Source organism: Hymenobacter polaris, assembly GCF_012927305.1.
In the GTDB taxonomy this organism is placed as follows: Bacteria; Bacteroidota; Bacteroidia; order Cytophagales; family Hymenobacteraceae; genus Hymenobacter; species Hymenobacter polaris.
The window spans coordinates 1-19910 of record NZ_JABBGH010000004.1 but is presented as its reverse complement, the minus strand read 5'-3'; the positions used below and the strand labels follow the sequence as shown (position 1 = coordinate 19910).

Here is a 19910-nt window from a genome sequence, read left to right as displayed (position 1 = left end):
ACCTGGCAGGCTTCGGCTCAAGGTCCTGGTATGTCGGGACCAGTCCTCGATGAGGACCTGGCCGCAAAAGTGTTCGTGATGACCGGGTTTATCCTGCTCTGCAACTTTATCGTGATTGCTATCAAGCTGCTATTAAACTACTTGCTGAAAAAGCAGATGGTGGCGGCCGCTACCTCAGAAAGCATTGTCGAGCGCCTGCTGCCTGTTCCGCAGAACGAGCAAAACAAGGTGGTGAAGTGGGTGGCGCTACTCGTAAGCACGGGCACTGGGCTAGCGCTATGCAGCCGGTACCTGCCCTGGGAGTTGCACCCCATCATCATCCTGCTCTTTAGCACGGCCGGCGGCTTACTGGCCTACTACTCCTTCCTGCGTTACCAAGCGAAAGCAAAGTAGCCAGCGCCTAGCAAGCAGTCCAATCCTACCGCTGCCTACCATCTGCCGAGTAGCTCCTTCACCTTTTTAACCTTTTTTGTATGCATTCCCCCATCAAACTTCTTGGTCTACTTTCACTAGTGGCCCTGTGTGCCGGCACCACACCCACCCTAGCCCAGAAGTCCGGGGCCATCAGTCTCACCCAGGTAGCCCCTGCCTCCCTGCGCCTGCGCCTCGAAAATCCCACGGTCTTGGCTGGGCGCGTACAAGTCGTGCGCCAGCATGGCGGGCAAACGCTCTTCACCGAACCTTACACTGACTCGGTATACGGCCATCGGTTTGACTTCGACCACGTGCCCAGCGGCCGCTACCTCGTGTGGATACAGGCGGGTGACCAAGTACAGCGCTGCCTGGTGCGGGTGCAAACCCGGGACCAGGGTTCGGTTATCCGCCGGATTAAACTGGCTTCCGGCGCGATGCCGACCGCCGTGCTGGTCAAATCCTGGCAGTCAGCCCCCGGTAGCGGGACAATAGCGGCTGGCGCAGCACTAAATCCAGTTACCCTTTCGCAGGAGCTGCGGTAGAATCCCTCGCACCACTAGCCAGCCGAGCGCACCCAGCTTCCAGTACCAGTTGCTCTGATACTATGAAAAAGACACTCCTTTCTTGCCTATTTAGTATGTATTGCAAGGTAATTTGCATTACATACAAGTATGATAATAAAGTAGTTATGCGCTATCAGGTGAAAGACCCAGCTACCCTACGGCCCCGAATTACCGGCTGCCTTCGTGGGGTGGGGTGCTTCGGCTGGCTCGGGCTGGTGGCAGCAGGCCTGCTGCCCGGTCGCTTGTTGGCTCAGGGGCCGGGTGGAGTGTCGGGCACCCTGCTGGACCGGCGCACGCGTCAGCCGCTGCCCTTCGCTAATATCTTGCTGCTGCGGCAGGCTGACTCGACCCTTATTGGCAACACCCAGACCGCTGAAAACGGTACCTTCGTCCTGACCAACCTCGCGCTGGGCCGGTACGTCGTGCGAGCCGAGGCGCTGGGTTACCAGGCTGTTCGCCGACCGACCACGCTGGCTGCGGCCGCACCGGTAGTTCGCCTGGGGGAATGGCTGGTGGCACCGGCGGCCGTACAACTCGGCGGCGTGGTGGTGCAGGGCGAGAAAGCGGCCGTGGTCAACGACTTGGGCAAGACCACTCTTAACGTCAGCAAAGACCTTAACAGCGCGGGCGGTACGGCGGCGGATATCCTCCAGAAAGTGCCCTCGGTGGCCGTAGATGACAACGGGCAAGTCAGCTTACGGGGTAATTCGAGCGTCACGCTCTACCTTGACGGCAAGCCCGCGCCTCCCAATCTGCGCCTCGACCAGCTGCCCGCCAGCCGCCTCGAAACGATTGAAGTCATCACCAATCCCGGCGCGCAGTATTCGGCCCAGGGCACGGGGGGCATCATCAATCTGGTGCAGAAAAAGCAGGAGCAACCTGGCTGGAACGGCGATGCCCTAGCCACGGCGGGCACCCGCGATAAGTACACGGCAGCGCTCAGCGGCAACCGGCAGGTCGGCAAATTCAATTTTTCCGGTACCGTTGACGGGTTGAGCAATCTGTTCCACGGCAGCTCGGCCTTGCAGCAGGTCGCCACGGTGGATGGCCGCACCACCCGTACCGACCAGACGGGGGCCAGTACGCGCCGGCAAACCAATCACAGCCTGCGGCTGGGGGTTGACTACACCATCAGTGACGAGCAGCGCGTGAGCCTGACGGCTCAGTACTATGCTGAGCACTATCGCACCGCACAGGACTTTACCACCCTGCTCGCCCGGGACCCCACCCCCGCGTTCCTGCTGCGCAACCAGAACACGCAGGCCGACGACCTGCAAGGCAGCCGGGTTTCGGGTACCTACCGGCGCACCTGGGCCGCATCCCCGGGCCGGGAGTTGACCGCCAGTGCTTCGTACTACCTGGACGTCGGCACCGTTACGACCCAGCAGCGCGTGCTGGATGGGCCAGCCAGCTACTCGCGCAACGCCCGCCAGCAATTTCTCGACGTCACCATTCATATGCCGTCGGTGCAGGTGGACTACGTGCATCCGCTGGACGAGAAGCGGCGCTGGGAAGCGGGCATCAAAACCGATGCCCTGCTGACCCCCGGCACATCCGATTATGCGGTGCAAGCCACCCCGGGGAGCGAATTTGTGCGGCGGGACACGGGCTCCTACCGCTACAGCTACCGGCAGCTCATTCCGCAGGCCTACGGGTCCTACCGGCACAAAGCGGGATTGTGGGAGTACCAGGCCGGGTTGCGAATTGAATTTACGGGGCTCTCCGCCCAGGTGCTGCCCACGGGCACGGCTAGCCAGCGGATTCTAAACCTCTTCCCCTCGGCGACGGTGGCACGCACGCTGCCGCACGAGCAGCGCCTGCAAGTCAGCTACTCGCGCCGCGTGAACCGCCCCAACTTTCTACAAGTCATTCCGCTGCCTTTTTATTCCGATGCCCGCAATTACGTGGTGGGCAATGTCGACCTGCGCCCGGAGTACGTGCATGTCGCGGAATTAGGTCACCAGGCAACTTGGAAGTCCACGACGCTGAACACGACCTTGTTTGGCCGCTTTGCCAGCCAGTCCATCCAGAGCCTGCGCACCATCGATACCGTGGCCACCCGCCGCAGCGGCCAGCCCGATTTTATCACCCGCACCAGCTACGCCAATTTTGGCCACACGGCCAGCTACGGGCTGGAAGTGTCGCTGACGCAGACCGTGACCAAGTGGTGGAAACTCACGGCCAACGGCTCGTACTACCGCAACCAGGTGGCCAGCTTCACCGGCGACGGCACCCGCGCCAACTTTACCGGCACGGCGTATCTACTCAACCAGTTTAGCCCGACCAAGACGCTGGCCGTGCAGCTCAGTGGCGACTATCGTGCTCCGCTGGTGGTGCCTCAGGGCCGCTTGCTGGCCGTGTACGGGGTGGATGTAGCCCTGCGCCAGCGCCTGTTTCACGACCGGGCCGCGCTGACGCTGCGCGTGAGCGACCTGTTCAACACGCGCCGCCAGTACGCCCAGTTCGCGGCCGACGGGCTTACCTCAGACATTCAGACCAAGTACGAAACGCGGGTGGGCTACCTGGGATTTTCCTGGTTTTTAGGGTCCAAGAAGTCCGGTAGCTCTATTGAAGACCAGCCGCGGGGCGATTCGGGTGGATTGGGTGGGTAGTGCCGGCTCGGTGGCCTACACCAACCTAACGCGGCCATTCTGCTACCATGCCCGTTGAATTTCTCAGTGACGAGCAGGCCGCTCGCTACGGGCGCTACCACGCCGACCCCAGCCCGGAGCAATTAGCCTGCTTCTTCTATCTCAGCCCTCTGGACGTTCGTTTTCTGGCCGATTACCGCCGGCCCTACACCCGGCTTGGCTGTGCTGTGCAACTCTATACCCTGCGGTTTCTGGGTACATTTCTGCCTGTTCCTGCGCGAGTACCGGACGTGGTGGTGCAAACCCTGGCCCAACAACTCGACCTGACGGCTGACACCTGGCGTGACCAGTACGCCCGGCCAAACACCCTGCACGACCACCAGGTACGGGTAGTAGCCTACTTAGGCTTTCACGCCTTTGATGGCTGCCAGGCATTCCGCCTGACCCGCTGGCTCTACGCCCAGGTGCTCACCAGCCCCGTGCGGCCCAGCGTACTCTTCGATTTGGCGACCGCGCACCTGGTGGCCCAGCGCGTGGTGCTGCCCGGCGTGACGGTGCTGGCCCGCCTGATTGCGCGGGTCCGCGAACGCACGGGCCGTCACCTGTACCGCCAACTCCGTAACCGGTTGAACCCGGTGCAGTAGCAGGCCTTGGAATCGCTGCTGGCCGTGCCGCCTGGCCAGCGACTCACCCGCTTGGAATTGCTGCGCACCGCGCCGACCCGCGTTTCCAGTTCTGCCTTGGTGACCGCGTTAGGGCGGCTGGACCAGGTGCGGGCCCTCGGCGTGGGGGACATTTCCCTCCATGACCTGCCCGAAGCCCGCTTGGTGCGGCTGGCCCGCCACGCCCAAGCAGCCTGGGGGCAAACGTTGGCCCGCATGGGGGAGGAACGCCGCCTGGCTACCCTGCTAGCCTTCGCCCAGGCCCTCGAACGCACGGCCACCGATGACGTGCTCGACCTCTTTGATGGGCTGATGACATCGCTGGCCCTGCGGGGCGAAACCAAGCGCCGCCAGCGGCTGCGCTCCCTCAAAGACTTGGACCACGCCGCGCTGGTCTTGGAACAAGCGGTGCGCATTCTGCTGGACGAGTCCGTACCCGAAGCCCGCCTGCGGGCCCAGGTACTGCGTTGCACCAGCGAAGCTTCGTTGCGGGAAGCGGCCGACGCGGTGCAGGCGCTGGCCAGCCCAGCCGACGACCCGCAGTTTCAAGCCCTGAGCGGCAGCTACGCGACCGTGCGCCGGTTTCTGCCGTCTCTGTTGAACGGACTTTCCTTCGAGAGTTCCCCCTCAGCCAAGCCCCTGCTCGATGCCTGGCACTTTTTACAAGCCCAAGAAGCCGGCGGGCGGAGCCGGCCCAAGTGGGAAACTGCTCCCCGCCCCTTTGTGCCCAAAAGCTGGACGCGGCAGGTATTTCCCAGCCGAGACGAGGTGAGCCCCGCCGCGTACACCCTCTGCGTACTGAACCGTCTGCACCAAGCGCTGCGCCGCCGGGAAATTTTTGTGACTGCTAGTGAGCGCTACAGCGACCCCCAAGCGGAAATGCTACGGGGCGAGGCCTGGGACGCGGCGCGGGAATCGGTGGCGCGGGCGCTTGACCGCTCGCTCGACCCGGTCGTGGAGCTAACGCGGCTTCAGACGCAGCTGCGGGTCGCCTACGCAGAGGTGCGCGAACACCTGCCCCGCAACACGGCGCTGCACGTGGGGCAGCAAGATGGCCAGCCCTATGTGCGGGTAAGCCCGCTACCAGCTCAGGAAGAACCCGAGAGCTTACAGCAGTTGCGGACGCGGCTTACGCAGCAGTTACCCCAAGTGGAACTGGCGGCGCTGCTGCTGGAGGTGAACGCTTTCACGGGATTTGCCGATGCCTTTACCCACGTGGCCGACGGCCAGCACAAAGCGGCTGATTTGCCGCTGAGCATCTGCGCGGTGCTCCTAGCCCAGGCCTGTAATATCGGCCTGAAAGCCGTAGCACGGGCCGAGGTGCCAGCCCTAGCCTTGCCCCGTTTGTCCTGGGTGCAGCAAAACTACGTGCGTGTGGAAACGCTCACCGCTGCCAGCGCCCGGTTAGTGGACGGGCAGGCACAATTGCCCCTGGCCCAGGTCTGGGGCGGCGGGGAAGTGGCTTCGGCCGACGGGATGCGTTTCGTGGTGCCCGTGCGCACGATTTATGCCGGGTGGAACCGTAAATACTACGGCTCGCAGCGCGGGGTGACGTACTATAACTTCACGGGCGACCAGTTCATGGGCTTCCACGGCATCGTCATTCCCGGCACGCTACGTGACTCCCTCTTTATTCTGGCCGGGCTGCTGGAACAGCAAACGAGCCTGGACCCGCGCGAAATCATGGCCGATACCCACGGCTACAGCGAGGTGGTTTTTGGGCTTTTCGCCCTCTTGGGCTACCGCTTCAGCCCCCGCTTAGCCGACTTGGCGGACCAGCGCTTCTGGCGCCTCAGCAAGGAAGACGATTATGGCCCCCTCAACGAACTAAGCCGGCATGTCGTCAACGCCCAACTCATCAGCGACCACTGGGAGGATATGCTACGGCTGGCCGGCTCGCTCAAACTGGGTCGGGTGAAAGCTGCGGCTGTCATGCGCACCTTACAGCGGGCCGGTACCCTCTCCGGGCTGGGGCGGGCGGTGGCCGAGTTGGGTAGGGTAGAAAAGACGCTTTATCTACTGGCCTACGTGCAGGACGAATCGTACCGGCGACGCATTCTGGTGCAACTCAATCGCGGCGAGGGCCGCCACGCGCTGACCCGCGCCGTTTTCCACGGCAAAAAGAGCGAACTCCGCCAGCACTACCGTGAAGGCATGGAAGACCAATTGGGGGCGTTGGGCCTGGTCGTGAACGCCTTGGTGCTGTGGAATACTCGGTATTTGCAACAAGCCTTGGAGCAATGGCAGGAAACGGAGGAGCACTTGAATCCAGAGGATGTGGCCCGCCTCTCGCCTTTGCTGCACGAACACGTAAATATGCTGGGTCGCTACGACTTTACGCTGCCCGAAGCCGTTGCGGCCGGGCAGCTGCGTCCTCTACGCACCCTCACTCCCTGGGAAGCATCGCTTGGTGAATGGGCCTAGCGATAGTTTCTGTTCCTACTCTTGTGCTACCCCTAGAACTGCCGATTAGAGCCCGACGCAGACTGACTCCCGATGCAATGCACCAAGTTCTGTAGCCCGCTAAACAACGACGCACCTGAACGCGAATGCGTTTTGGTCTTTGCGCTGAGGCCCCAGGGTAACGCCACGGACTTGACGATATAAGCCACTTCGCCGGCTACCGCGCTGACCTGTGACTTTCGGAACTTGTCGCTCCAACGGGTAACGCCTTGAGGATATACCTTACCTGTCACTAAACCAGGCCGGGGCTTACTTGGCACGTAAGTCCGCCCGTTGGGAAGCAAAACCCCCAATACAGTCAGCAAGACCGCATTGAACTACCACACCATCTGGTGGGCGACCCACCAGTTCCCGCGCGAGCAGCTGCTGCATGTGGCCACAACCCGCGTGATCACCCCAACCCTAGGTATCACTCGGCCCAACTGGTCCGTCCCCCCTATCGGTGGTTTCTATTCCCCCTATAGCTCACCTCCCTTTTTAGCTATTAGCTACCTAGGTCAGGCAGAATGCTGGCACGGGTAGCCGCAGACATAATTTGCGGTAACCCTACTTGGCACTTTTTTAGCGCGTTCACCACGAGTATAGTTGGCCAGCAGGAATAAGGACCTACTAGCCAACCACACTCATGGTGAGAGCAACTCACTTCGTGGCTCGCTAGCAGAGAACACACCTACCACTTGAGCAATTATCACAATTTAAATAATTAGCGAAATACTAATAATTATCAAAATGCTAACAATTGTTTAAATGGTCGTAGTGGTTAGGGCTGTTACTGCAACTTCTTATTAGTCCGGAGTAGCTTTTGTAGCAATGCGTCCGGCAAGGGCCTGTCAGCCTCGGGATGGGTAGCAAGCTCCTTTACCAAGGCGGCTTCGGTCAGCTCCTTCATTAGGAACCCGGGTATCCAGTATTCGGCTTGCTTGAGCTTGAGGTAAGTTTCGCGGGTTACGGCGGTGGTAAACGATACCCACACCAGTTGCTCTTCCGAGGCATCGGGCGTAGTCTCCACTACCGGCCCGGGAACTGGCTCAATCCGCTCGTTGATGGAGGACAGGACTTTTTTACCAAAGGTGGGTTTGGAGCTCATAGGCGGGCAAGTAGTTCGGTCGTAAGGGCGGTGTAGTCCTGGGCGCCGGCGGACTGGCCGGCCCAGGTGTAGATGCTTTCCTTCTCAATCTGGGCCTCCACCAGCGCCACGTTCGGCCGGATGGTGGTATGCATGACCAGCGGCCCAAACAGGGGGTGCGCCTCTAGTAGCGCCACCATATCCTTCTGGGCCCGACGGCGATCGCTGCGGTTGTACTGAGTGAAGAACAGGCCCCCCACCTTCAGGTCTTTATTTAAGCGCTTCTGCACCTGCTGACATACTTCCAGCAGGCCCACCAGCCCCTCAATGCCGTAGTACTCCGGCTGGGCGGGAATGAAGACCGCCGCGGCCGCCGTCAGGGCCGCGTAGGTCAACTTGCCCAGGCCCCCCGGCGTATCAATCAGGCAGTAGTCAATGGCCTCGACCTCGCCCAGTAATTCTTTGAGGGCGAACTCGGCCCCAGGCTTTTTCCCGATGCGCTCCTCCGCCTCCATTAGGTCGGGCGAGCTGGGCAGCAGGTAGAGCCCCTCCCCCACTTCCTGCACGGTGTCCGATAAGCTGGCTTGGCCCAGCAAGACAGCGTCGAGGCGCTTGCCAGTCGGATCGGGTAGCGTGAAGCTTTGCGTGAGGTTGCACTGGCTATCGCAGTCCAGGAGCAGTACGCTGTGACCCCGTTCGCGCAGCGCGTGCGCCACATTCAAACAACTGGTCGTTTTGCCGGTGCCGCCTTTATGGTTGGCCATCACAATGGTTTGCATGATGCAAATTAAAGAAATACCCATCATTTTTGCTATACTGTCCATGTATTCCACGTAAATAATATTAACAATTGTTAAAATTGTGGACATGTTAATAATTCTATCTTTGGCAAAGATTCTAATTACTAGGGATTATTGCTAATGCGATCAATGGGCGAACTCATTGAGTTAACAAAGTAATTCCTAGGATTTCTTACATGGTAACCGTATAGAAAATAGTTATAATTGCAACAATTATAAGAATTATAACTGTGATGTTACTCTGGAAAGACCCTCTTATAGCAGCAGGGAGCCAAACTTACTCTAAGAGCATACCCCATTTAAAGCGAGTAGAAAGTAAAGGCGATAGGGGACGCACCTCGTACTACCAGCGTAGGGAGGAGAGAGCCGGCTATGCAGTGTTAATCCGACTTGGGTAAGAGCTGTGTGCAGCAGCAGTGCCTGGATCCTGATGTGCCTCCCAGTTTTCTATGGTTCGTATGGGCCGTCAAAGCGAGGATTCACTTCTCGATTACAAATAGCGGCGTAGTAAAGGCGGCCACATCCCACCACTTGTTTATTTTTAATTACTCTTTTGTCTCATTTTCAGGTGTTGTTTTGCTTTGCGAGACAACAGACAACTACCGGAAGTACAAGCGCTTTTTGAGGCGGCCGCAACGGCGCTGGCTGACCTACTTCCCCCGCAACTACCCGTGCAGCTGCTACCTGCCGACGGTTCACTACCCGCCCGGCTCCGGCTGGGGCCCCACGCGGAATTCAGTTTGCTGGCCCAGCCGGGCTGGCGAGGTGCTACGGCGGGCTTGCGCGAGCTGGCCCCGCACGAGGTGCTCGTCGCACCCTACGTCAGCGAAGCGATGGGAACACGCCTGCGAGCGCAGGGTACTTGCTACCTGGACCGGGCCGGCAACGCCTGGCTGACTGAAGGGACGCACCTCACGACCGTGCTGGTGCAGGGACGGGCGAAACCGCGCGAGGTCCGGGCCGCCGGCAGCCTGCTACTCGGTAAGATGGGCCTGCATCTACTGCCGCATCTACTTACGGAGCCCCAGCTGGTGCGCGAGTCTTACCGCACGATTGCCGCCCGGGTTGGGCTGCCCATCGCGACTATTGGCTGGCTGCTGGTCAGCCTCCAGGCCCAGCGTTACCTGGTACCGGAAACGCCGCGCCGGCTGGTGGAGCTGGCAGAGCTGCGCCACCGCTGGGTAGCCGCCTACGGGGAAACGGTACGTCCGAAACTGGTCGCGGGCCAGTACCGCTGGCTGGAGCCTACGCTTAAGCTAGGGCGCCACGGCTGGCAGCAGGTGCCCCTGCCGGCGGGTAGACACTGGGGCGGCGAGCCGGCGGCTCACCTCTTGGCGGCTCACCTCTTGCTAGACGGCTACCTGCTGCCGCAGGATTTTACGCTGTATTCCTCCGCCACGCGGGGCGAACTAATGCGCACGATGCGCCTGGTACCAGACCCCAATGGGGTAGTGCAGGTGCTGGTGACCCCGGCGGGTACCCAACCCCCGGCTCCGCGGCCCGACTGCGTTTTCCCGCTACTGGTCTATGCCGATCTGTTGCTGAGCGGCGACCCACGCAACCGGGAGGTAGCCAGAATGCTGGCCGCCGAGTACCTGCCGAAGTAGCCGCTTGGCTTGGCTTTGAGTGGCAATTCGCTCACTTGTTGCTTAGCCCAACTGAAAAGGTGGGGTACCCCGCGCTTTTTAATGCTCTTACAGATTGTTTAGCAGTTGGTGGTTGGTAACGCGCCTATCATTCAAGGCCTCGTTACCCTACGGGGCCATGCAGCCAGCTATTTACGCATCTGCCTGAGCGCAGTAACTTTAACCGGACCCCGGCGAAAGTATAGCCAGGTGTACCCGGTAATCCAAGGACCTTTGCTTGCAAACTTTCGTTTGCGAAGGGCTTACGACAGCTACATCTTCTTCGAGAGTAAAGCCAGGCGCCGGGCAGCTACCAAAAGACGCTGGGCGCGCCTGGCTTCTTTGGCAGCGTTAGGGTACTAGCCTTAAAAGCTGCTGAGAAGCGCATCAACCAATACTTGCCCAAAATACAATACCTTTCAGCCATGATTAAGGAACCCAAAAATGTGGACTTTTACACGACTGGCCGGCAGCCATCTGAGCAGGAATTTGCCCGCATCAGCGCGTGGATTAAGCGGGATAAGAAAAAACAAAATGCCAGCAACTCGAAGCCAGCAACAGGGCCTGCACCGCTTAGCAGCTAGCGCCATTGTCTCATAGGGTTAGCTGGTGGACTTAAGTAATGGAGCAAGAAGCCGGGTGGCAGGCCGCCGCCTGCCCGGCTTAGGCGACCTTGCTTTAGCTGGTGCTGGACAGGCTGCGAGACGCTTGAGGACATGTACTACTGTGCCTGCGGCAGGGAGCCGGTCCTGGGCCAGTTCCTAAGCTTGCCAGCCGGTAACCTGCCACGACATGCGCAATTCATCAGTTCGACCCAGTGCAAGGCGAAAGGTGCCTCACGTGCTGGGGACCACCAGCCAGCACACAATTGGTGAGCGTAGGGGCAGCCACGGCCACCTGTGCTTGGCGCAGGCGGCCGTGGCTGCGAAACGGAGCGAGGTAGTAGCGATGCCGTAAGTGCTTTTGCCGCTCTCCTACGCTTAGTAGCGACTCAGTTAATTTCTGTACCGGATTTTTAACCGAGGTCACCAGTCTTCTCGTATTTCGTAGTACTGCGTCTAATCTACCTGGAAAGTAGCGTCATGCAGTTACCTGACCGCCTGCTCAACGTGCGCGAAGCCGCGCACTATTTGCGGTTGACCCCGGAAGGAGTTCGTAAAGCCCGGCGGCAAGGCCGCCTGAGTGGTGTGCACCTGAAGGAGAAGGAGTGGGGCTTTCGACAATCGGAACTCGACCGCTACCTCACGCGCTACAACCGCCACCCGTTAATCAACTCACAGTAAAGAAGGGACCGTCTGGCTACGTGCAGTTCCTGCTTCAGCCGAGGTGTCCGCTTGAATGCGTACTAGTTAGCTGGCTTTGGGCCCACTAGCTGGCTCCCAGTCTTCGCTCGCCGCGTCGACGTAGCTGATTTTGGTGGGGTCGAAGGCTTCCAGAGCCTGGGCGACCCACTGCTCATCAACCGTGTCCTGGTAGAGGAGCAGGTGCACGGTGGCCGTCTGGTCGGGGTTGAGGCGTAGCAGCCGGCCGATGCGCTGGGCGGCCTTGCGCTCGTTGCCGAAGGCATGCCAGATAATGCCCACCCGCAGGTTGGGGATGCTGATGCCCTCCGAGAGTTGGGCCACGCAGGCCAGGCGCGGGATGTCGCCCGCGTTGAAGAGGTCCAGGTTAGCCTGGCTGTGCTTGTTCTTGGAATGGTAGGTGTGGTCCGCCTGCGCTTCAGCCTGCTGCTGATTGCAGGTGAAGAGCAGTACCTTCTCCACCTGCTGGCTGGCCAGGTAGCGCATGTAGTGGCCCTTGCCGGGGTAGTTCATCAAGGCCTGCATGCGCAGGATGCGCAGCGTCTCGACCGGCAGCTGGTCCTGAGCGGCATTGGCCAGGCGCTTGCTCCAGTAGGCATAGTTCTCGCGCTCACTGGTGGTGAACTGGCTGCCCGACTTGGTGGTGAGCACGTAGTCGCGCGCAGTGCGCAGCGGCAGGCGGTGCACGACTAGGCGGTAGTCGTTGAGCAGGCCGGCGAGCACGGCCTCGTCGGTGGTGTAGTCCACCACGATGGGGCAGAAGGTGGCCACCAGCCGGCCTTTCTCAGAATTAGGCTGGGCGGGCGGCGTGCCCGTCAGGCCCAGGATGCTACGCTTCCGGGCCGCGTGGGCTTTCAGGCCCGGCCCGTGCGAGTCCTTCAGGGCGTGGCACTCGTCGAGGTAGAGCTTCTGGTAAGTGCCGGTCGCCAGGACTTTGCCCAGTGATCGGTAGGTGGTGAACGCGATGTGGTCGAGCAGGTGCGCCAGCCCAAACTTCTGTGCCTCCTGAGGCCAGGAGTCCAGAATGGCCTGGGTGGGCGCCGCCACCAGAAAGGGCTTACCGGTCGCCTGGGCGGGGAGCTGACCAGCGGTGAGCAGGCGGTCCATGTCGCGCAGGCCGATAAGGGTCTTACCCAGGCCCATGGTCAGGGCGATGCCAGCTAGGCGTCGGCCTTGAATGATGGCCAGCACCTGGTCCTGAAGGGCTTGCTTGCGGGCAGTAGCGCTACGCGTAGATTCTGAAGAAGACATCCGAAAAACAGAAATGGGATGAACGAGGTAGCCGCGGCCCTGGTGCGGTACGAAGCGGGGCAAGCCAACAGTTGGTAGTCGGGTAAAATAGAAGCGGATAAGAGCAGCTGTAGCGTGAGCAGAGCTAGAGTCGAAGTAGCAGTAAAAAGTCGGGGGGGATGGTAGAGGAGAAGCAGAGAAGACGCGAATAGAAAGCGAAGTTGGGCGGGCGGGTGAGTAAGAAACGGGATGGTTGAGCAGCCGAAAAGCGCAGGGGTTACCAGGAAAAATGGGAACAGGTGGTAGAATTTTTGAGCTCGATAGGTGGGAGGGTAGCGGCTGAACTGAGGAGCGGCTCGGAAGCAATAGGCAAAGGAGTAGGCAAGTTTTCTCAATAGATTGAAGAAGCGAGGCGGGGAAAAAGAGCGCGGGCAGAACAGGGAAGAAAGCGAAAAGAAAGCAGCGAAAAGTTCGGGCAGGAAAGAGAAAAACTGAAGGAGAGGTCGCTAGATTCTGAAAGTAGTCGACAAAAAAAACAGGGGAGTCCGAGTAAGAAATGGCGGAAGGAGTTCGTGGAAAGCGAGGGGAGCAGGAAACGGTTTTGCAGGAGAAGAACGAGCGAAAAGGCCGGGTTAAATCCGAGAGAAAGATGCTGGGAACTGGGAGGATTCGGCTAAAGAAAGCGAGGTTCTTAGGGGAAGCTAATGTAGAAAAAGGACAAGGTCAAGCAGAGATTGGCAGGTAGCAACAGGTGAGTAGCGGAAGGAAAAAGCAACCGGTGGATAAGGAAAAAATGGGAAGGAAGTAGCAGGAAAATTGACGAGTAAAGCGGCGGAAGAAGTCGGGCAATAAGGGAGGAAATTTGAAGCAGCCGGGGTAAAAGGGCGGAAAGAAAAGGGAGGAGTTTTAAGTAAAAGATGAAAGCAGCTAACGCAGATTTTCAATGGTAATCGGCCAAAAAAGAGCGGGAGGCGATGCTTGAAAATGATAAGGCTAGGAGTTGATTTTTGGGGGTGGGCAGGGGTGAAAAGGAATGGACAAGGCCAGAAATTCAGCGCAGGGAAAGACAGATTTTACGTGAGTAGGTCAGGGGAAACTGGCTGGCAGAGCAGAGGTAGGTGGAAGGACTGATGGGGTAACATAGGCTGGTATTGGGAAGAGTCTGACTGGAAAACATAGGAGTAGACTGGAGAAGGGTTGAGACTAGGTTGGATTGCCAGAGGGGGTATATGCGAGTAAAAGGAGCAGGGACCAGGTTGTAAAAATTGGTGCGGAGAGTAGCAGAAATTAGTAAAAGGAAGCGGGGTGTTTAGGAGTGAGAAGAAGAAAATAGTCAAGAGCAGGGGCGGGTTGTAGGCGGGAAAACAGGAAGGCGATAGAGGAGTTAGGTAGGAGGAAATCCGAAGTTTTAGCGTGGAATAGGTAGGCAGGGGAACGGAAGTAGGCCAGCGTAAAAGTTGGAGTTAATAGCAAGAGTGGAAGGCGGAGGGATGCGCAAAAGATGAGTAAGAAAGAGCCGGATGGGTGGGGTGAAGAGTAGCCGGTTTGGGAAAAAAGGCAGGCGGTAAACGAGCAGTCGGTGGGGTGAAAAGCAACTGGGTGGTGACAGTAGCTGGAGGACAGACTAAGGAGAACAGGGGCGGGGAGTAGCAAGAAAAGGCAGGAGAAAGAAGTGGTTCTTTAGAGAGGAAGTCACTCAAGCGGGAGGAGTAAAGGGAGGTGATCAAGGAAGGAAGTGCTCGTGTAGCCAAGGGAAAAGCAGGAGGCGCAGGAAGGATTTAGCGGGTGAAGTACCAGTAAAAAGAAGCTTCTAAAAGACAAAAAAGTGTGGCGAGGAGGCGTAAAAGCGGTAGGTGAGCGTGAAGGCGAATCAGTAGGAAGCGATGAGAAATGAAGCGGCAGTAGAAAGAGTAGGCTAGCGGGAAAGATGGCCGCGGAAGGGGTAGAGTTTGGGGGTGGATGGCTGGGAAAGGAGAGGCTATAGAAACAAAATCGGTGGGGGTTGATGAGCAGATTTACTAGAGGTAGGATCAGCGATTCCGATTAACTGGGTGCCGGGAGTCTCAGGAAAGGATGAAGGGTTAGGTGAGAACAAGTGAGGAATCTGCTCGAAGATTTTGTGACTCAGAAGCAAGAGAAGTTGAGTGGGCTGAGTAGAAAAATATCTGGAGATAGGTTGGTTAGTCGGGGTAGGTCAATAGAGAAGTGGTAGCCGGCAGAAATCGAAAAGGAAAATTCTAAAGGCTAGTCGTTGACTAGAGGCGGTAGGTGGGTAAAACTGGTGGGGTAGGATAGCTTGGATTTTGGGCCACAGGAGAGCAGTAGGTGGGCAGTAATCTGTTAGGATGTTGAGGGGCGAGATAGTGGCAGAGAGAGGCTAACTGTGGCTAGTGGTGGCGGGATAGTTTACAGCAGGCAGTGGTAGAAATAAGTTAGACTAGTTGTAGCTTGTGGACGACATAGGGTGCCAATTCAACGACCCATAACAATAGTTAGCTAGAGGAGCACCTTCAATCAATACTACCGTATTGATTATCAGTGATAAACAGAGTTTGTCTTAGAATTAGTACCCTAATTACTTGATTTACAATAGTTATTTTTAGAAATAGATAGTTTTAGCCCAGCCATTTCTGGCGTTTTAGATACGCTACTTAGCTAATTGTTTCTAAAATGTAGATAAAATATTAGTAGTCAGTAGTTATTTTTTGAATTTAGCCCATTTTCCCTATGAGTAGCCCTGATGTGCCTAAACGGCCAGCGAAGAAGTCCGCCCCAAAAAAGGGCACTACTTCGACGGTCGGAATTGATGTGGTAGTCCACCGCCGGCTAGCGGTCGAATCTGAAAAGCTGGACATGACGAAGGGGGAGTATGCCAGCGCAGCGATTGCTTACTTCACGGAAAATGGGCTCGACCCGAGGCAGGACCACACGAGCCTGGCGGGCCTGAGTCAGCAAATGAAAGAGGGCTTTGCTTTGCTGGGCGTGGCCGTCACGGACGGCGTGGCCAACGTGCGGATTCATAACGCCGACATTGGCAATCGGCTGTTCGCCCTGATTCGCAATTTTGAGAAGACGCTTTACGCTTTCGAGCAGCAGCAGCAGCTGACTACTTACTCCTACCTGGAGGCCATTGAGTCCAACTTACTGCGCCACCTCGTAGCAATTGACTCCGATGTTTTTCAGCCCTTGTTCGAGCATCTTTTTCGAACGGAGCAGGAAGCATTTATCACGCGCTTATTAGCCGCCCGCATCTACCTAAAGCTGATTGACGAGCCCACGCTTTTGAACGAGCAGAACGCCAAGTTAGATAAGGAACGCGAGGAGCGAGTCGTCGGCCGCCTACGCGAGTTTATCAAGGAGCATAAGCTGGCTACGCCCCAACCCAACTTTAAGCCCGGGGCCACGCCAGTCCCAGCGAAAACGCCAACTCCGCCCCCAACCAATTCATCGGCCATACCTAAGCCGTGAGTCGAAAAAGTCCGGTTGTATGACCCGGTTGGATGCCCGGTTTCCATCCCGGAAGCCGGGCAACTTTTCTTCCGGCTGGGGCCAGCTTCGCTTACAGCTTCCACTGCAACCCGAGTAGAACAGCCACAGCTTTCGGTTACAATCCGGCGGGTAACCGGACTGCCCTTCCCTTCAAATTCTCTTCCAGCTGCACCATGTATGCCAAAATAATCAACCCAAAAACCAACGGCAAAAAAGCCTACGACAATAAGGGCAGCTCCGCCCGGACCACGAATTACCTGGCCAAAGAAGCGAAAGAGCAGGGCGAGGAAGCGAAGTTTTTTGGCGCACCCGGCAGCGGGGAAAAGACGCGCGAGGAAGTGATGGCTATGATTGATTCCAACGTTAAGGGCCTGGGAAAAGACGACGCCAAATTTCACTCGCTGGTGCTGAGCCCAAGCCCGGATGAGCTGCGCCTGATTGGCGACAATCCCAAGGCGCTGGAGAAGTACACTCAAAACGTAATGGAAGACTACGCCAAAAACTTCACGCTCAAAAGCGGGCGCGAGCTGGGTAAGTCGAACTTGGTCTGGGCCGCCATCATTCACAACGACCGGAAGAACCGCGGGACCGACGGCGGTAAGCAAAGCGAAAGCAAGGAAGGACCCCAGACCCACATTCACGTTATCGTATCGGCCCGCGATTCCGAGCAGAAGATTACGCTCAACCCGCTGAGCACGCCGGACCGTTTCAACCGGGTGCAGTTCCAGGCCAAGGCCGTGGCCCAGATGGAGATTCAGTTCGGGCGCGTGAGTGCCCACGACGTTACCCGACCCGCGCCCACCCGCAAGCAACTCATTGCGGAAAAAGCCGAGGAGATAACAACCAAAGCGGCGGCTAACAAGCGCGAGAAAAAAGTGTTGACCGAAGTGCAGATTGCGGCCAAAGATGCCCGCCTCGATACACAAGTAGCGCGCTCAAATTCCAAGCTCAATCCAGCCCAGCACCTCGACCCGGAGCGAGTCAAAGAAGCAGCCAAGGAAAGAAAATACGACAACGTTTTTTACGCAAGTCTCGGTAGAATCGAGCGCAATGCGGAGAAGGGAATCGCTACCATAAATCCTTACGAATATTTAACCACTGGAAGGGTAAGTGAGGCTGGCAGTCTGCATATGACGATGGATGATAATTTCTTTCCAACTCCGACCTATCCCAAGGAAGAAAAGAAGCACGACGCATCCACAATTACCATGAGCACGATGGAGCAAGCTATACACAAAATGTCGCGGGCAATGGCCCCTAAAAGCAAAGCCCAGGACGTGCGCAGCGAGGCCGAAAAGGAGCAGGATAGCGAGTACGGAATGTAATGCGCGCTTGCCTGCTTGTGAAGCAATCCAGTTTCAAGATGAGTAGCGGGTTGCCCTGGCTATCACTACCTCGGGAAAGAAAGTCTGCGCTCCACTTTTAGCGGTGCTTCGCTACGAAAACAGGTAGCTGTCGGGCTACGCTTGGACTCACGCACCATCGCTGGTCCAGGCGCTGAGTAGCTGGCCCGGTTAGCTTGGGGTGACGTGTAAGCAGCGGAGTTGTCAGGCGGTGGCCGACGCGAGTAGTACCTGGCGGCAACCCGGCTAGCTGCGGCCTCTATTGAGCCTTCTCGGCCTTGAGCTTAGCCTGAGCCTGTGCCGCTTGTTCGGCTTCGAGGGCTGTGCTGAGTACATCGCATTGACCTTCCAGCCCCAGGCCGCTGGCCTGCCCGCTGTAGGCGGCCCGCGCCCGGCTGCCCTCCCATAAGAGACGGTACTTAGCCTGAGCCTGGCCTGGCCCGAACTGGTAAGTCGCTTCCAGCCGCAGCACGGTTGGGTCACCTAGGGCCATGAAGCGGCAGAGCTTGCCGTTCAGCAAGTAGTAGAGTTGCGACCGAACCTGCTGGTGGTGCTGGCCAAACCAGCCTTCGCTCCTCTTATACTCGTAGGTGCGCGTCAACTCACCTGGTAATGGGGGCAGGAGCTGCATTCGTTGGCTACCCATTGGTCGAAGTACTCACTGACCTGCTCAACTGGCGCGCTAGCCTGACTCAGCTGCCGAGGAGCAACGTTTTAGACTGGTGCGCAGAGAAAGTCAGTCATATTGGCCGGCGCAAACGGAGTTACTAAGGCATGCAAATGTGGGAGAGCTGGCGTAGCTGGCACCTAATGAATGAGGGTAAGCCACTGGCTGCGTTCGCCGGGCCAGCCAAGGTTTACTGATAGCCAACTTCCCCCCGGGCGCAACGCAGCGCGCGCACCTGCTCATGCACCGTCGCGCGGGCCAGCGTCGGGTCCTCGGTCCTGGGGCGGCTCTGCGGCCCTTGGTGCGTAGCGTGAAAGACCGCATCGGCCACGGAGTTGCCCAGCGCCAGGGTCACCACTATGTTAAAGACGCGGCTGCTGTATATTAACGGATTCGCGGCGATATCCGGCAAGGCCTCCAGCGCCTCGTCCTGATAGTTGTAGAGACGCTTGGACAGGTAGTCGCCCCGGTCCAGGGGGCTGGCTGGGTCCAACTCGGGCAGCTCTTCGGCGGCCGCCAGTCGCTGAGTCAGGTGTTGGATGGCCTGATCGTCGAGCGAGACGGCATCCCCGCTCACCCACACATCGGGTTTCAATCCGAGCAGACTATTGGTCCAATCGGCTAAGCTGAGAGTAGGAAAAGACTCGGGCAGGGCCACCATGGCGTAGGTCAGGGCGAGGGAAAGCTGGTGCGGCGTCGCCTGGGCATAGGGGATGCAAACGGGAGTCGGGTCGGGCGGAGGAGTCATGAACGGGGGAGCGACGTGCTGCCGGACTAAGGAGGAGTAGGCGCGCAAACTTACGCCTTTTTTCGCGAAAGGGGGAAATATATGTCCACAAGATGCTCGCCGGCCGGCCGCAGCTTGCACCAATGAAGAAACCGGCCAGCATTCAGGCCTTCGGCCAGCACCTACGCCGGCTGCGCGAGGCGCGGGGCTGGAGCCAGCAGGCGCTGGCCGACGCGGCGGACATCACCAAGAAGACGATTTACCGCATGGAGACGGCTCAAACAGCCCCCACGCTGGACGTACTCGTGTGCCTGGCCGAGGGACTGGAGATTTCGCTGGCGGAACTAGTAACATTTGCGGCCACTACCTGATTGAGCAACAGTCGATACGCGCTTGTCGCAGCAGCGGTAGCCGGGATAGTTACCTGCTGCTGCGAGTCGAGGCTGGTGTTTTTACGCACCCTATCCACTAATTCGCAGGCGATGGCGTGCAGCTTTTCGTCGCCCATTCCTTCCACGGCGCTGTTGCTAACCCTAAGCTCATCCTCAAAAGCTGGTTTCACTTCGGTGAGCTCCAACCAGCTGCTGCAAGCGTCTTGGTTTTCCAACTCCTGGGCCACCTTAATCAGTTTGTTAAGGTAGGGGGGGCCGCGCTCTTCTTAACCGGCACCTCTGGGTCGGAGTTGGTGATGGCCGGGTCGTCGACCAGGTCATGGACCTCCAGGGCCAGAGCCCGACTCAGGGAGATGAGTAAGTCGAGGGTCGGGGCGAGCTGGCACAGCTCCATGCGCTTGCTGATGGACTGCTCAACGTTGGCGATGTCCGCCAGCTTTTGCTGGGAATAACCCCGGGCCTTACGCAATAGGTGGAACCGGTGGGCAAAGGCTTGAAGACCGGCCGGATTTTTCACGAAGCAAGCTGGGAAAGCTAAGGCCGGGCGGGCAATTAGGGACATATATGTCCCTAATTG

General features: G+C 58.3%; 18 protein-coding genes. 11 read left to right on the top strand and 7 right to left on the bottom strand.

Annotated elements, in window-relative coordinates:
* The first annotated feature begins 30 nt into the window (after window positions 1–30).
* The 5 genes from HHL22_RS21900 to HHL22_RS21885 all read left to right on the top strand — a co-directional run bounded on the left by HHL22_RS21900 (window position 31) and on the right by HHL22_RS21885 (window position 6654).
* On the top strand, window positions 31–393 hold the full coding sequence (locus HHL22_RS21900; protein ID WP_169533571.1) for a hypothetical protein: 363 nt from the start codon (window positions 31–33) through the stop codon (window positions 391–393).
* Between the two features lie 80 nt (window positions 394–473).
* On the top strand, window positions 474–956 hold the full coding sequence (locus tag HHL22_RS21895) for a hypothetical protein (RefSeq protein WP_169533570.1): 483 nt from the start codon (window positions 474–476) through the stop codon (window positions 954–956).
* A gap of 95 nt (window positions 957–1051) precedes the next feature.
* Complete coding sequence (locus HHL22_RS21890; RefSeq protein WP_169533569.1) at window positions 1052–3589, top strand: outer membrane beta-barrel protein; 2538 nt, start codon at window positions 1052–1054, stop codon at window positions 3587–3589.
* Between the two features lie 47 nt (window positions 3590–3636).
* Window positions 3637–4212, top strand: a complete 576-nt coding sequence (locus tag HHL22_RS23765; protein ID WP_206680755.1) for a DUF4158 domain-containing protein — start codon at window positions 3637–3639, stop codon at window positions 4210–4212.
* Window positions 4213–4218: 6 nt separating this feature from the next.
* Window positions 4219–6654, top strand: a complete 2436-nt coding sequence (locus tag HHL22_RS21885) for a Tn3 family transposase (protein WP_206680754.1) — start codon at window positions 4219–4221, stop codon at window positions 6652–6654.
* A gap of 808 nt (window positions 6655–7462) precedes the next feature.
* On the opposite strand, the gene HHL22_RS21880 is transcribed toward HHL22_RS21885, so the two are convergent.
* Both HHL22_RS21880 and HHL22_RS21875 read right to left on the bottom strand, forming a co-directional pair.
* On the bottom strand, window positions 7463–7780 hold the full coding sequence (locus HHL22_RS21880; RefSeq protein ID WP_169533568.1) for a hypothetical protein: 318 nt from the start codon (window positions 7778–7780) through the stop codon (window positions 7463–7465).
* Window positions 7777–8538, bottom strand: a complete 762-nt coding sequence (locus HHL22_RS21875) for a ParA family protein (RefSeq protein ID WP_169533567.1) — start codon at window positions 8536–8538, stop codon at window positions 7777–7779. Before HHL22_RS21875 ends, HHL22_RS21880 begins: the two co-directional genes overlap by 4 nt.
* Before the next feature lie 692 nt (window positions 8539–9230).
* Here HHL22_RS21875 and HHL22_RS21870 point away from each other — a divergent pair.
* From HHL22_RS21870 to HHL22_RS21860, 3 genes are all read left to right on the top strand, one after another.
* On the top strand, window positions 9231–10166 hold the full coding sequence (locus HHL22_RS21870) for a type IV toxin-antitoxin system AbiEi family antitoxin (protein WP_169533566.1): 936 nt from the start codon (window positions 9231–9233) through the stop codon (window positions 10164–10166).
* Window positions 10167–10609: 443 nt separating this feature from the next.
* Window positions 10610–10768 (top strand): hypothetical protein, encoded by a 159-nt coding sequence (locus HHL22_RS21865; RefSeq protein WP_169533565.1) that lies wholly within the window; start codon window positions 10610–10612, stop codon window positions 10766–10768.
* A gap of 498 nt (window positions 10769–11266) precedes the next feature.
* Window positions 11267–11467, top strand: coding sequence for a helix-turn-helix domain-containing protein (locus HHL22_RS21860; RefSeq protein ID WP_169533564.1), 201 nt, complete (start codon window positions 11267–11269; stop codon window positions 11465–11467).
* Between the two features lie 66 nt (window positions 11468–11533).
* Here the strand turns inward: HHL22_RS21860 and HHL22_RS21855 are convergent, their stop codons facing one another.
* On the bottom strand, window positions 11534–12736 hold the full coding sequence (locus HHL22_RS21855) for a DEAD/DEAH box helicase (protein ID WP_169533563.1): 1203 nt from the start codon (window positions 12734–12736) through the stop codon (window positions 11534–11536).
* A 2832-nt stretch (window positions 12737–15568) separates the two neighbouring features.
* Between HHL22_RS21855 and HHL22_RS21850 the strand changes: the two genes are divergently transcribed.
* Window positions 15569–16183 (top strand): hypothetical protein, encoded by a 615-nt coding sequence (locus tag HHL22_RS21850; protein WP_169533562.1) that lies wholly within the window; start codon window positions 15569–15571, stop codon window positions 16181–16183.
* 194 nt (window positions 16184–16377) lie between these two features.
* Window positions 16378–17529, top strand: coding sequence for a DUF5712 family protein (locus HHL22_RS23665; protein WP_195809374.1), 1152 nt, complete (start codon window positions 16378–16380; stop codon window positions 17527–17529).
* 277 nt (window positions 17530–17806) lie between these two features.
* Here the strand turns inward: HHL22_RS23665 and HHL22_RS21840 are convergent, their stop codons facing one another.
* The gene (locus tag HHL22_RS21840) at window positions 17807–18178 is read right to left on the bottom strand and encodes a hypothetical protein (protein ID WP_169533561.1); all 372 of its coding nucleotides are present in this window, start codon (window positions 18176–18178) and stop codon (window positions 17807–17809) included.
* A 226-nt stretch (window positions 18179–18404) separates the two neighbouring features.
* On the bottom strand, window positions 18405–18962 hold the full coding sequence (locus HHL22_RS21835; RefSeq protein ID WP_169533560.1) for a hypothetical protein: 558 nt from the start codon (window positions 18960–18962) through the stop codon (window positions 18405–18407).
* A gap of 122 nt (window positions 18963–19084) precedes the next feature.
* On the opposite strand from HHL22_RS21835, the gene HHL22_RS21830 reads away from it, so the two are divergent.
* Entirely contained in the window at window positions 19085–19312 is a 228-nt protein-coding gene (locus HHL22_RS21830; RefSeq protein WP_169533559.1) for a helix-turn-helix domain-containing protein, read from the top strand.
* On the opposite strand, the gene HHL22_RS24530 is transcribed toward HHL22_RS21830, so the two are convergent.
* Together HHL22_RS24530 and HHL22_RS21820 are read right to left on the bottom strand one after the other, a co-directional pair.
* Window positions 19219–19560, bottom strand: a complete 342-nt coding sequence (locus HHL22_RS24530; RefSeq protein WP_169533558.1) for a type I restriction enzyme endonuclease domain-containing protein — start codon at window positions 19558–19560, stop codon at window positions 19219–19221. The two genes, HHL22_RS21830 and HHL22_RS24530, sit on opposite strands and share 94 nt — an antisense overlap.
* 5 nt (window positions 19561–19565) lie before the next feature.
* Window positions 19566–19910: helix-turn-helix domain-containing protein (locus HHL22_RS21820; RefSeq protein ID WP_206680753.1), on the bottom strand; the 345-nt coding region annotated here is incomplete at its 5' end.